The sequence below is a fragment of the Xanthomonas euvesicatoria genome, assembly GCF_013112235.1.
Classification (GTDB): Bacteria; Pseudomonadota; Gammaproteobacteria; order Xanthomonadales; family Xanthomonadaceae; genus Xanthomonas; species Xanthomonas euvesicatoria.
In genome coordinates this window covers 4,089,491-4,102,322 of sequence record NZ_JABFFS010000001.1, presented here as the reverse complement: position 1 = coordinate 4,102,322, position 12,832 = coordinate 4,089,491, and the positions used below count along the sequence as shown (strand labels likewise).

Below are 12,832 nucleotides of genomic sequence, written 5' to 3'. Positions count from 1 at the left end.
ATCGTGATGCAAGCCTAAGGAGAAGGGCGCATGTCCAAACCCAAAATCATCGCAATTGCCACGCTGGTGGCGGTGCTAGTCGGATACTGCCTGTCTGGCTATCTCACCCTGCTGTTGCTGCGGCTCGACACCGGTCTGTACGGGTGGGACACCTACTACCGCTATTTCAGCGCGCTTGGGTTGCCCCAAGTGGCGCCTTACGCGACCAAGATCAAGATTGCGGGCGCGCTTGGATTTGGCCTGCCGGTGCTGGTCTGGGCGATTGCCGTTGTGCTCATCGTCAAGCCCAAGGCGCGCGCCCTGCACGGTGACGCGCGCTTCGCTGGCGCCGCCGACCTCTCCAAGCATGGGCTGTTCAAGCCCGCCGGAAACGGCATTGTCGTCGGCAAGTTCAATGGCAAGCTGGTGCGACTGAGCGGCCAGCAATTCGTGATTCTTGCTGCGCCGACGCGCTCGGGCAAGGGTGTCGGTGTCGTGATCCCGAACCTTTTGGAGTATCAAGAGTCGATCGTCGTCCTGGACATCAAGCAGGAGAACTTCGACCTGACCAGCGGGTGGCGCGCCAGTCAGGGCCATGAAGTCTTCCTGTTCAACCCGTTCGCCGAAGACCGTCGCACGCATCGCTGGAACCCGTTGACCTATGTGTCGAACGACCCCGCATTCCGCGTTTCGGATCTGATGAGCATCGCGGCGATGCTGTACCCGGACGGCTCCGACGACCAGAAGTTCTGGGTCAGCCAGGCGCGCAACGCGTTCATGGCATTCGCGCTGTACCTGTTCGAGAACTGGGACGAGGAGCTGTCGCTCGGTTTCCCGGGTGGGGCAGGGGCGCCCACGCTAGGCGGGATCTATCGCTTGTCCTCGGGCGACGGTACCGATCTCAAGAAATATCTGAAGTCGCTGTCCGAGCGGCGGTTCCTCAGCAGCAACGCCAAGTCGGCCTTTGCCAACATGCTCTCCCAGGCGGATGAGACCTTCGCCTCGATCATGGGCACCTTGAAGGAGCCGCTCAATGCATGGATCAATCCGGTGCTGGACGCCGCCACCAGTGCGGACGACTTCCTGCTCACGGACCTTCGCAAGAAGAAGATGACCATCTACATCGGCATCCAGCCCAACAAGCTGGCCGAAAGCCGCCTGATCATCAATCTGCTCTTCAGCCAGATCATCAACCTCAATACCCGCGAACTGCCCAAGTCCAACCCTGAGCTCAAATATCAGTGCCTGTTGCTGATGGACGAATTCACCTCGATCGGCAAGGTGGACATCATCGCGACCGCGGTAGCCTACATGGCCGGCTACAACATCCGCCTGCTGCCCATCATCCAGAGCATGGCGCAGTTGGACGCAACCTACGGCAAAGATCTGTCACGCACCATCATCACCAACCACGCCCTGCAGATCCTCTACGCGCCGCGCGAACAGCAGGACGCCAACGACTACTCCGAGATGCTGGGTTACACCACCATCAAGAAGAAGAATGTCACCCGAGGGCGGGAGACCACCCATAGCGTGTCAGAAGAGCGGCGGGCTCTGATGTTGCCCCAGGAGCTCAAGGCCATGGGCAACGAGAAGGAAGTGTTCCTGTACGAAGGGATCCCGCATCCGGTGAAGTGCGACAAGATTCGCTACTACGAGGATCGCTACTTCACTGCGCGCTTACTGCCAAAAACTGAAGTGAAAACGCTTACCATCAAAGTGTGATTGATGTCACATTTGCAGTGCGGTGCCTGGTGCGCAATTCTTGACGGATCTGCTTGTTAAGGGCAAAGTTAGCAAGAATCTGCGGTGTAGATAGATGGTCGTAGGGGAGCGGCGCCGGATGGGCCGTACTGGAGTAAGGCTATGGATGGTTTATCAGCGTATTCATTTTTCTCGGCAGCACGCACTCGCAACTGGGGCGACCCAGCGGGTGGTAGAGCCGCGAGAAACGCATCAATAACACGTTTCCTCCGGTACCCACTGGTGCGCGGAGGCTTAGTGCTGTCCGTCTTAAGCCCGAAATTTCATGAGTTGGAGAAGTCAGAGTGAATCCGATGTATGTGTCCAAGCTGTCGTTGGTGCTAGTGGCTGCAGCATTGGTAGGCGCGTGCGCGACCAAGCCTGCTCCTGACTTTGGTGGTCGTTGGAAGCACGTCAACCACTTTGACGAGGCGCCCACCGAAATTCCGCTCTACACCTCGTACACGTATCAGGCCACGCCCATGGACGGTACGCTGAAGACCATGCTGGAACGCTGGGCTGCGGATTCCAATATGCAGCTGTCCTACAACTTGCCATCGGACTACACCTTGATCGGGCCGGTTTCCGCAATCAGCACGACCAGCGTCCAACAGGCCGCAACCGAGCTGAGTGCCGTGTACGCAGCCCAAGGAGTTTCGGTGTCGGTTTCTGCCAACAAGTTGCTGGTCCAACCAGTGCCGGTGTCGTCTGGCGCCAAGCTCTAAGGACTGCCTCCTGCTCGATGCCTTTCAGGCATGGAGCCGGCGGTGTTCCTACCTTCTCAAGTACCCGCGACGCGTTGCGGCAATGGTTTCAGGCCTGACAAGGCCCCACGGTGACGGATCTAGACATGTTGCGTAAGAAGGTCAGTGAAAAGGACGGTTCCGCCCAAGTGGGTGCGGCCGTCCAAAAAGCGGTGAATTATGAGGTCAGCATTGCCGACCTCGCGCGCCGCAGCGAAAAGCGTGCCTGGATCGTGGCGACGCTGTCGATGCTGGTCACCGTCATGACGGCGGGTGGCTACTACTACATGCTGCCGTTGAAGGAGAAAGTGCCATATCTCGTCATGGCAGATGCGTATTCGGGTACTAGCACCATCGCCAAGCTTGAGCCCAACTTTGGTGGTCGAACAATCAGTACCAGCGAGGCGCTGGCGCGTAGCAATATCGCGCGTTTCATTATTGCGCGTGAGTCGTTTGATCTTTCCATTATTGGCCAGCGTGACTGGAACACAGTCTCGGCAATGGGGGCAACAAACGTCGTGAGTGAATATCGCGCGCTGCATTCTGCCAACAATCCGTCGAGGCCGCTGAATACGTACGGCAAGCTCCGTGCAATTCGCGTCAATATTTTGAGTATCACCTTGATTGGTGGCAATGGGAAGGCATATACCGGGGCAACCGTGCGCTTTCAGCGAACCGTTTATGACAAGAACTCCACGGTTTCGACGCTACTGGATAACAAAATTGCCACGATGGGGTTTGTCTACCAGGATAATCTTGAGATGAGCGATAGCCTGAGGGTTGAAAATCCCCTGGGTTTCCGGGTCACTGATTACCGCGTAGATAATGATTACTCCGCGCTGCCCGTTGCCCCAGCCGCTGGTGCGGTCATCAATGCTCAAACTCAGGCAGCAGTGCAGCAGCAGGCAATGCAGCAGCCGATGACTGGGATGACCGATCCAAATGCAGCAGGTGCCACCATTGCACCTCAGGGGGGCGTTCCGCTGCAACAAGGCATGCAGCAGCAAGGTGGCGCGCCTCAGCAACAGGCGCAGCCAGCATTTCCTGATCAAATGCAGCCGGCCGGTCAGCTGCAAGCGCAGCCTGCAATGCAACCCCAAGGGATGCCCAAGAATGTCAATGGAGCAAGTGGTCGATGAAACTTTTTAACCGATATAGGGTTGCGTTGTTGTCAGCGCTACCACTTGCGCTGTGTGCTTTGTCAGCAGCTGCTCAGGTGGTCCAGGAATATGAGTATGCACCGGACCGTATCTATCAGGTGCGCACAGGCCTTGGCATTACCACTCAAGTGGAGCTGAGTCCGAACGAAAAAATTCTTGATTACAGCACCGGTTTCACCGGCGGATGGGAGCTTACGCGGCGAGAGAATGTATTTTATCTCAAGCCTAAAAACGTCGATGTCGATACGAACATGATGATTCGTACCGCGACGCATTCTTATATTCTTGAGCTCAAGGTAGTGGCAACAGATTGGCAACGTCTTGAGCAGGCGAAGCAAGCGGGTGTCCAATATAAGGTTGTATTTACCTACCCGAAGGACACGAGCTTCAATAATGTCGAGGATGCGGATGCTTCGAAGAACGGCCCGCTGTTGAATGCCAAAATCTTGAAGGATCGCCGTTACTACTACGATTACGATTATGCGACACGAACCAAGAAATCCTGGTTGATTCCGAGTCGTGTCTACGATGATGGTAAATTCACTTATATCAATATGGATCTGACGCGTTTTCCGACTGGAAATTTTCCTGCGGTCTTCGCTCGCGAGAAAGAGCACTCCGAAGATTTTCTCGTTAATACGACGGTAGAGGGTAATACTCTGATCGTGCACGGAACCTACCCTTTCCTGGTGGTTCGTCATGGCGATAACGTCGTCGGTCTGCGAAGGAACAAGCAAAAGTGAACTCGAATATTCCAAACAGTCCTGATGAGCGCACCCAGAACCATGGCGGGGATGAGCAGCGCAACGGCGAGCACAACGAGCGCAACAATCCTTACTTCGCGCGCCAGCAGGCCAGTGCAGAACCGGACCTGGATGCCAATGAGCCGATCTTAAGATCGAGCGACATCAAGCGACTTAATCGCAAGGCCCTGGTGTTTCTCGCAGCCATTGCAGCTCTTTTGATTCTCGCAATCTTCTGGCTAGCGACACAAAGCGGGGAGGATTCCGCGCCTCCGAAGCCACGTACTGAGACGGTGGTGGCACCTGCGTTGCCGCAGAGCATGACGGCGCCAGTTGAGGAAGCGCCAGTCCCGCTAGCTCAGCAGCCCAGTTTGCCGCCACTGCCGCCAATGCCGACCGACAATAGTGAAGAGGTCAGCTCCGCACCGGAACGTCAGCGCGGCCCGACGCTGTTGGAGCGTCGCATCCTTGCTGAGTCTGCTGCAAATAGCGGCGGGGTTCCTGGTCAACTTGGGGCACAGCCTGCACCTGCTCAGGAAGATGGCCCGGTCACGCTGGCCAAGCCGATCAGCAACCCGGACGGTCTGTTGGTGCGCGGGACCTATATTCGCTGCATCCTGGAGACCCGCATCATCTCCGATTTCGGCGGCTACACCTCGTGCATCGTCACCGAGCCGGTCTACTCCATCAATGGGCATAACTTGCTTCTTCCGAAGGGGTCCAAGATGCTGGGTCAGTACAGCGCCGGTGAACCGACCTCTCATCGTCTCCAAGTCGTCTGGGACCGCGTCACTACGCCTACCGGTTTGGATGTCACGCTCATGGGTCCAGGCATCGATACGCTTGGAAGCTCCGGTCATCCGGGTAACTACAATGCGCATTGGGGTAACAAGATTGCTTCAGCCTTATTCATCAGTCTGCTGAGCGACGCATTCAAGTACGCAGCGGCCGAATATGGCCCCGAGACCACAACAATCGGCGTGGGCTCCGGCATCATTACCCAGCAGCCGTTCGAGAGTAATACCGCACGTAGCATGCAGCAGCTTGCGGAGCAGGCGGTTGAAAAATCAGGACGTCGTCCTGCCACACTGACGATCAACCAAGGAACGGTTTTGAACGTCTACGTTGCCAAGGACGTCGATTTCTCGGCTGTCCTGCCGAAGTGAATGAAATGGTTGCCATGACGATCGATGACTCCCCGACAGCGCGCATTTCGAACGACTTTCTGGACTACCAGTACTCCGTGCTGGGAATCCTGGACTATCTGAATTCGCCTGACGTGACCGAAATTTGCATCAATCGTCCTGGTGAGCTGTACCTGGAAACGATCCATGGATGGCAGCGGGTCGACGTGCCATCCCTCACCTACGACCGCGCTCGGCAGTTCTGCACGGCGGTCGTCAATGAGAGCAACACCGGGCAACGAATCACCGATGCCGACCCTGTGGTGTCGCTAACGTTTCCGACCGGGCAACGTGCGCAGTTCGTGATGCCGCCTGCGTGCGATGCGGGCAAGGTGTCCATCACGATCCGACTTCCTTCAAAGCATACAAAGTCGCTGGAGCAGTACAAGCACGACGGTTTCTTCGACGAAGTGCTCGAGCAATCGGCAGATGTAAGCGATCACGACCAAGAATTGCTTGAGCTGCGCCGCAAGCGCGATTACGCAGAGTTCTTCAAGAAGTGCGTGCTTTACAAGAAAAACGTGGTCGTTGCTGGGGCGACAGGCAGCGGCAAGACAACCTTCATGAAGGCGCTGGTCAACCATATTCCGAGCGAAGAGCGCCTGGTGACGATTGAGGACGCCCGGGAGCTATTCATTAGTCAGCCCAACGCTGTGCACCTGCTTTATTCCAAGGGCGGTCAAAGCGCCAGCAACGTGACTGCTAAGAGCTGCATGGAGGCCTGCCTGCGTATGAAGCCAGACCGTATCATCCTTGCCGAGTTGCGCGGCGATGAATCTTTCTACTTCATTCGTAACTGCGCGTCGGGCCATCCCGGCTCCATCACCAGTTGCCATGCCGGAAGTGTTGAGCAGACCTGGGACCAGCTTGCGTTGATGGTGAAGGCCTCCAACGAGGGCTCCGGTCTGGAGTTCGAGGTGATCAAACGTCTGTTAAGAATGACCATCGACATCGTGGTTCACATCAAGGCGCACGCTGGACGGCGCTTCATCACGGGTATCGATTTCGATCCTCTTCGCACGCTGCGCGGCGGCTAGGACATCGAGTTCGTCGTTGATCTTGACCTGGTTTTGGAAGGAGTACTGACATGTTGCCTGGCATGGAACTGATGGGGTGCACAGGACTCGCCGTCCCCGGCGAGGTAATGCAGCACGTTGTCCGTGTCGAGTCGTCGCGTAATCCCTACGCCATTGGTGTCGTTGGTGGACGCTTGGTGCGCGAGCCACGCGGTCTGGCTGAGGCGGTCGCCACCGCGAAGATGCTGGAGCAGAAGGGTTACAACTTCTCGCTGGGTCTAGGTCAGGTCAATCGGTACAACCTGCAGAAGTACGGTTTGGCTACCTATGAGATGGCATTCGACAAATGCCCCAACTTGGTCGCTGCCTCAAAGATTCTGGCCGAATGCCACTCGCGTTCTGGCGCCAATTGGGGAAAGTCGTTTAGCTGCTACTACTCTGGAAATTTTGAAACCGGCTTCAAGCATGGCTACGTGCAGAAGATCTATGCCTCCATTCGTCAGTCGGTCGCGTCTTCCGGCGCCGAGCCCATCGCGGTCGTGCCAACCCGCCAGGTGCAATTGAAGCCTGCAAATCCCCTGCGACAGGCTGCAGCCGAGTTGGCAGACGCGATTGTGGCTCGCCGCATTCAGGAATTTTCCGGGGCGAGCCACACGGCGGCTTCACCACAAGGGCCTATGCTATCTCAGCCTGCAACAGCGTATTCCTCGCCGAGTCGGGTAGCGTCTGTGGCTCCTGTAGCTGCTCCGGCAGAAAACGAGCTGTATGTGGTGAAGGCAACGGGGCAGGGGCGTGGGGTGGCGGTACCGGCTTCCGGTCCGCAGGCTTCGACGCCGAGTGACCAATCTGCACCCGTTTCTATGCAGCGAGCACCGCAAACAGTTCCGCAAGTGGATAGTGCATTCGTTTTTTAGGATGGAAATTGCCAAGGATATGGCTGCTGGACCCCCTCTGTTCCCAAGGAGTTAGACATGAAGTTTGAAATCGACAAAAAGACGATCGCCGATGCCAAAATGGTCGGCACCCAGGCAGTAAAGGCATTGCTATTCATTTCGTTGCTGATGGTGGCCGGCGGTGCATCCGCAGACGGCAATGGTCTTGCAGACACCGACACCCGCGTGTGTGGCTTTTTGAACAATGTGACCAAGCTGTTGAACATGGGCTCGATCGCAGTGGTCACCATCGCAGTCATCGTGGCTGGCTACCAGATCGCTTTCGCACACAAGCGCATCTCAGAAGTTTCGCCCATTCTCATCGGTGGCGTACTCATTGGCGCCGCTGGTCAGATCGCCAATATGATCTTGCAGAACAAAGAATCGAATTCTGGAGACTGTTCGGGAATCGGCGCTTCGCTAGTGCAGATCGCTCAGTACTATGCATAAAGACGTACTCTTCCGCGGATGCACCCGCCCCGCCATGTTTTTGGGGGTGCCTTACATCCCCTTCTTCATTGGTGCGGGCGGTGGCTTGCTGTTGGGGATGTACATCAATCTTTGGTACCTGCTGACCATTCCGGTCATCATCTTTGCCATGCAGCAGATGGCCAAGCGTGATGAGATGATTTTCAGGTTGCTGGGATTACGCTGGCTGTTCCGAATGCGTGCGCGAAACCTTCAGCGTTATTCAGGAATGTGGGTCTTTAGCCCAAATGAATATCGCAAGAATCCCCCGGGAAAATCGCGATGAGCACGTAGCCGTTTACCAACCCCACGCAGACAACCCGCGTGGGGTTGGTGTTTGCGATAGTCGCTTGGTGTGATGCTTCCTCTCTAAATTTGGTAAGACCATGTTCAGCCCAGACAGTCCGATCAGCGAGTTTGTTTCCATCTCGACGCATGTTGCGCCGTCCGTCGTCAAGACGACCGCCGGCGACTACCTGTTGATCTGGCATCTGGGCGGGTTGCCGTTCGTGGGGCGAGACGAGTTCGAGCTCGAGCAGCGGCATAACACGTTTAACCGTCTTTTGCAGACCCTCCGCGCCCCGGATTTCGCTAACGTTGCATTCTGGGTCCACGATGTACGGCGTCGGCGCAGAATCGGCACAGGCGGACGTTTCAAGCAGGCATTCAATCAAAATCTGTCTGACGAATATTACACGGCACTTTCATCGCAAAAGATCATGCAGAACGAGCTGTATTTCAGCATGATTTACCGGCCTGTAGTCACGGGGCGTCGCTTGGTGGAGAAATCCGCGAACCCGGATAAGATTCGCGCCGAGGAAGAACAGGCTGTCGCAAAGGTTGTCGAACTGGCTACTAACGTCGAAGCCGTGCTCAAGGACTATGCTCCGTACCGTCTCGGTATGTACGAGGCCAAAAATGGCGTGGTTTTCTCCGAGACATTGGAGTTTCTTGGCTACCTGTTGAACAGAATCGATGAGCCGGTGCCGGTCTTGCCAGCTCCGGTGCCCGCGTATTTGCCCGTCAGCAAGCACATGTTCGCCAACAAGACCGGCGATTTCGTCATTCGTACTCCAGACGGAATCAATCACTTTGGCGCCATCTTGAATATCAAGGAATATGCGGATGGAACCTATCCGGGCATTCTCAATGGCCTGAAGTACCTGGACTTCGAATACGTCATGACGCACTCGTTCAGCCCGGTCGGACGACACGATGCGCTGAAGGTGTTGGAACGTACCAAGGGGATGATGATTTCTTCAGGAGACAAGTCGTCGACCCAGATCCGCGATCTGGATGTCGCGATGGACGATGTCGCCTCAGGAAACTTCGTGCTCGGCGAATACCATTTCACCTTGGCGGTCTACGCCGACAGCCAGGAGAAGCTGGCTAGGCAGATCGCAACCACCCGAGCCGAATTGTCCAATGCAGGCTTCGTCTCGGCCAAGGAAGATCTTGCGATCGCCTCGTCATTTTATTCGCAGCTGCCAGGCAACTGGCGCTTCCGTACGCGCATCGCCAACCTGAGCTCGCTCAATTTCCTCGGCTTGTCGCCGCTGCACAATTTCGCCCAGGGCAAGCAGCACAATAACCCATGGGGTGACTGCGTCACTACCCTGCAGACAACCAATGGGCAGCCGTATTACTTCAACTTCCATGCGACGCATCCGTCTGAAAACTCCCTGGGAGAGAAGGCCATCGGTAACACGATGGTGATCGGTAAGTCGGGTACCGGTAAGACGGCGCTGATCAACTTCCTGTTGAGTCAGGTGCAGAAGTTCGACCCGATTCCGACCATCTTCTTCTTCGACAAGGACCGCGGCGCGGAGATTTTTGTGCGCGCGTGCGGTGGCAACTACCTGGCGCTGGAAAATGGTTCGCCGACTGGCTTCAATCCTTTCCAGTGCGAGCGCAATGAAGCCAACACCCAATTCCTGGCCGAGTTGATCAAGGTGCTGGGCGGCAAGGCCGAATACAGCGCCCGCGAGGAGGAAGACATCTATCGCGCGGTGGAGGGCATGCTGGACACGCCGATGCATCTGCGCAGCATGAGCAACTTCCGCAAGAGCCTGCCCAACATGGGCGACGACGGCCTGTACGCGCGCCTGCGTCGCTGGACGGCGGGCAATTCGCTGGGCTGGGTGTTCGACAATCCGGTGGACACGATCGACCTGACGCGGGCGTCGATCATCGGGTTCGACTATACCGACGTGATCGACAACGCCGAAGTGCGCGTGCCGGTGATCAACTACCTGCTGCACCGCCTGGAAGCGCTGATCGACGGCCGCCCGCTGATCTACGTGATGGACGAATTCTGGAAGATCCTGGACGGCAAGGGTGGCCTGAAGGAATTTGCCAAGAACAAGCAGAAGACCATCCGTAAGCAGAATGGCTTGGGGATTTTCGCCACGCAGAGCCCCGAAGACGCGCTGGCCAGCGACATTGCCGCCGCATTGATCGAGCAGACGGCGACCATGATCCTGCTGCCGAACCCGAATGCCAGCCGCGACGATTACATGGAAGGGCTCAAGCTCACCGACGCCGAATACCAGGTGGTGGTGTCGCTGGATGAGCGCTCGCGCTGTTTCCTGGTCAAGCAGGGGCATGCCTCGGCGGTGTGCCAGCTCAACCTGCGCGGGATGGATGACGCCCTGTCGGTGATTTCCTCGTCCACCGACAATATCGAAATCATGCACCAGATCCTGGCGGGCAAGGCCGGCAAGCTTGGCGTCACCGTGGACCAACTGACCCCGGAGCAGTGGTTGGCCGATTTCTATGCCAACCGCAAGGGCTCGGGCAAGCGCAAGTCCGCCAAGGACAAGGAGGTCGAAGATGCATAGTCACCATCATCGGCAGCACACTTTCCACGTATCAACTTCATCTGTGTCAGGAGGCAAAAACATCATGGCAACCAAGTTCAGACATTTTTCTTGCGTGTTCATGGGGCTGGTGCTGTTCTGCATGGCCGGAGCCGCCAGCGCGCAGTGGGAAGTCGTCGACAAGGACCTCAACACCAAAGTAAAAGAGATCCAGAATTCACTGAAGCTAGGCAAAAAGCCCAAAGACAAGGACAGCGGGACAGAAGTCGACAAACCCAAGGAAGAGATCAAGGTGGTCCCGGATGACTACGGGATTGCCGATTGTTCAAGCACAACGGCGGGGACGCCGGTGGCGACCCAGCAGAAAGAAGGGTGCGAGCTGATTCAGCGCACGCGCAATTCGCAGTACAACTATATGGTGGCGATGTACGACATCACCAAAAAGCGTCTTGAGCGCTTGCGCAAGATTGAACAAGAGCGCGCAGAGATCAAAGACACTGAACTCGGTAAGTTGGAGGACAACACCAACAAGCTGATCGCACTGAAGACACTGATGGATATTGATCGCCAGCAAATGGAGTCGGCGATGTTTGCGTATCAAACGCGGCTGGGCTTCTTGACCAAGCAACAGGACGCGCAGGCGTGGGCGGCGATGCGTGGCAAGAAGGCGCCCTCCGGCGATCCCTCCAGTCAAGGAGGGATCGGCAGCTTCTTCGAGAGTTTGGGCAACACCTTGGGCGAGTTCGGCAAGTCGGTGGTCGCCGGGGTCGCCATGAAGGCGGCGTTGGATTCGGTCAGATCCGAGAAGCCCAGTGGAATGGATCGGTTGGAAATGGGCAAATGATGTGTGGGCACGCGCAGGATGGGCGTGCCGTAGCGGGGCTTGCGTGTAATCGAACCCGGAGCAGTGAGTGCTCCACGGCCTGGCCGTATAGTGGAATGTGGTGACATATGGATTTTCTGAACAGTCTTGGCAATTACGCGTTTTTCTCGCTGATCAACGATTTCCTGCGCGATGAGATCGATATTTTTCAGTGGACGCTATTACAACGCACCACGGCTTGGGTCGGGATGGTGGCCCTCACGCTGTTGACACTGTGGATTTTGATCCAGGGCTACCGCATCGTGACCGGCCAGTCGCGCGAGGCGGCGATGGGTCTGGTGGTGACGGCGCTGCGTGCGGCGCTGATCATTGCTGTGGCGACGAGCATGGCGCAAGGCTCGTCGAGGCTTTACTGGACGCTGACTGATGGTGTTAGCCAGGCCATCACCAAGGTGGTGACGGGGGACTCTAAGAGTCCCTACGATGCGATCGACAAGAACCTGGGATTGATGCAGATCGCGATGATGAGCATCGATCAGATCCAGACAGCAGGTAACGAGCAGCGCAATGACGAGAAGACGCGTGCGCGCTGGTTCACCGGGGTAGGCATGGCCGGTCCGGGCGTAGTGGGCGGCTCGCTGCTGCTGTTGAACAAGATCGGCATGGCGCTGTTTGTGGGGTTTGGTCCTTTGTTCATTATGTGCCTGCTGTTCCAGGCGACGAAGTCGCTGTTCAGTAAGTGGCTGTTATACGGCGTAGGCATGGTGTTCTCGTTGGCGGTGCTGAGCTTTATGGTGAGTCTGGCGACGAAGGTGGTAGGCGCGGTAGCTGTGGGGTTCCTGGTGAAGTACGCCCTTCCCGGAGGCACCAGTGAAGGCATCAGCAGCATGGCATTGCAACAAGGAGGGCTAGGTTTGGTCATGACAACCTTGATCGTCACCGCACCGCCGATGGCAGCCGCATTCTTCCAGGGCACGCTGGGTCAGTTCACGGCGTACTCGGCGCTGGGTCAGCTGGATCGAGCCAATCAGGAGCCGGGGGCGGGTAGGCCTTATCAGCCGGCGGAGCCTCAACGTGAAAATAGTCAAGTTAACGATAGGGTGCAACATACAGCGCAAGTTAATACTAGAGCAGGTGGTGAATTAAATGCTCCTGTGGCTAATGCTGGCTCACGTGGTGCTGCTAATAATAATCAGGGCTCCTAACTGATCCTTTGGAGGAT

Annotated in this window: 12 protein-coding genes; all 12 read left to right on the top strand. The window is 56.7% G+C overall.

Going from position 1 to position 12,832, the window contains the following annotated elements; translation table 11 throughout:
* The first annotated feature begins 30 nt into the window (after positions 1–30).
* The 12 genes from HLH45_RS17620 (at position 31) to HLH45_RS17565 (ending at position 12,815) form a co-directional block, all read left to right on the top strand.
* Positions 31–1,704, top strand: a complete 1,674-nt coding sequence (locus HLH45_RS17620) for a type IV secretory system conjugative DNA transfer family protein (RefSeq protein WP_008571001.1) — start codon at positions 31–33, stop codon at positions 1,702–1,704.
* A gap of 332 nt (positions 1,705–2,036) precedes the next feature.
* Positions 2,037–2,447 carry a TcpQ domain-containing protein gene (locus tag HLH45_RS17615; protein WP_005914237.1) on the top strand — a complete coding sequence of 137 codons (411 nt, stop codon included), beginning with the start codon at positions 2,037–2,039 and terminating at the stop codon, positions 2,445–2,447.
* A gap of 125 nt (positions 2,448–2,572) precedes the next feature.
* Positions 2,573–3,604 carry a VirB8 family type IV secretion system protein gene (locus HLH45_RS17610; protein WP_008571002.1) on the top strand — a complete coding sequence of 344 codons (1,032 nt, stop codon included), beginning with the start codon at positions 2,573–2,575 and terminating at the stop codon, positions 3,602–3,604.
* The gene (locus tag HLH45_RS17605) at positions 3,601–4,368 is read left to right on the top strand and encodes a TrbG/VirB9 family P-type conjugative transfer protein (protein ID WP_008571003.1); all 768 of its coding nucleotides are present in this window, start codon (positions 3,601–3,603) and stop codon (positions 4,366–4,368) included. Before HLH45_RS17610 ends, HLH45_RS17605 begins: the two co-directional genes overlap by 4 nt.
* Positions 4,365–5,534 (top strand): TrbI/VirB10 family protein, encoded by a 1,170-nt coding sequence (locus tag HLH45_RS17600; protein WP_008571004.1) that lies wholly within the window; start codon positions 4,365–4,367, stop codon positions 5,532–5,534. Before HLH45_RS17605 ends, HLH45_RS17600 begins: the two co-directional genes overlap by 4 nt.
* 5 nt (positions 5,535–5,539) lie before the next feature.
* Positions 5,540–6,589 (top strand): P-type DNA transfer ATPase VirB11, encoded by a 1,050-nt coding sequence (gene virB11, locus HLH45_RS17595; protein WP_005914233.1) that lies wholly within the window; start codon positions 5,540–5,542, stop codon positions 6,587–6,589.
* Between the two features lie 62 nt (positions 6,590–6,651).
* Positions 6,652–7,482 (top strand): lytic transglycosylase domain-containing protein, encoded by an 831-nt coding sequence (locus HLH45_RS17590; RefSeq protein ID WP_033478369.1) that lies wholly within the window; start codon positions 6,652–6,654, stop codon positions 7,480–7,482.
* Positions 7,483–7,539: 57 nt separating this feature from the next.
* Positions 7,540–7,950 (top strand): TrbC/VirB2 family protein, encoded by a 411-nt coding sequence (locus tag HLH45_RS17585; protein WP_008571006.1) that lies wholly within the window; start codon positions 7,540–7,542, stop codon positions 7,948–7,950.
* Positions 7,943–8,254, top strand: coding sequence for a VirB3 family type IV secretion system protein (locus HLH45_RS17580; protein WP_005914227.1), 312 nt, complete (start codon positions 7,943–7,945; stop codon positions 8,252–8,254). Before HLH45_RS17585 ends, HLH45_RS17580 begins: the two co-directional genes overlap by 8 nt.
* Before the next feature lie 100 nt (positions 8,255–8,354).
* On the top strand, positions 8,355–10,808 hold the full coding sequence (locus HLH45_RS17575) for a VirB4 family type IV secretion/conjugal transfer ATPase (RefSeq protein ID WP_005914226.1): 2,454 nt from the start codon (positions 8,355–8,357) through the stop codon (positions 10,806–10,808).
* A 100-nt stretch (positions 10,809–10,908) separates the two neighbouring features.
* Positions 10,909–11,631: a hypothetical protein gene (locus HLH45_RS17570; protein ID WP_033478371.1), complete on the top strand. Its 723-nt coding sequence runs from the start codon at positions 10,909–10,911 to the stop codon at positions 11,629–11,631.
* A gap of 107 nt (positions 11,632–11,738) precedes the next feature.
* Positions 11,739–12,815 (top strand): TrbL/VirB6 family protein, encoded by a 1,077-nt coding sequence (locus tag HLH45_RS17565; RefSeq protein WP_008571010.1) that lies wholly within the window; start codon positions 11,739–11,741, stop codon positions 12,813–12,815.
* The last annotated feature ends 17 nt before the right edge of the window (positions 12,816–12,832 follow it).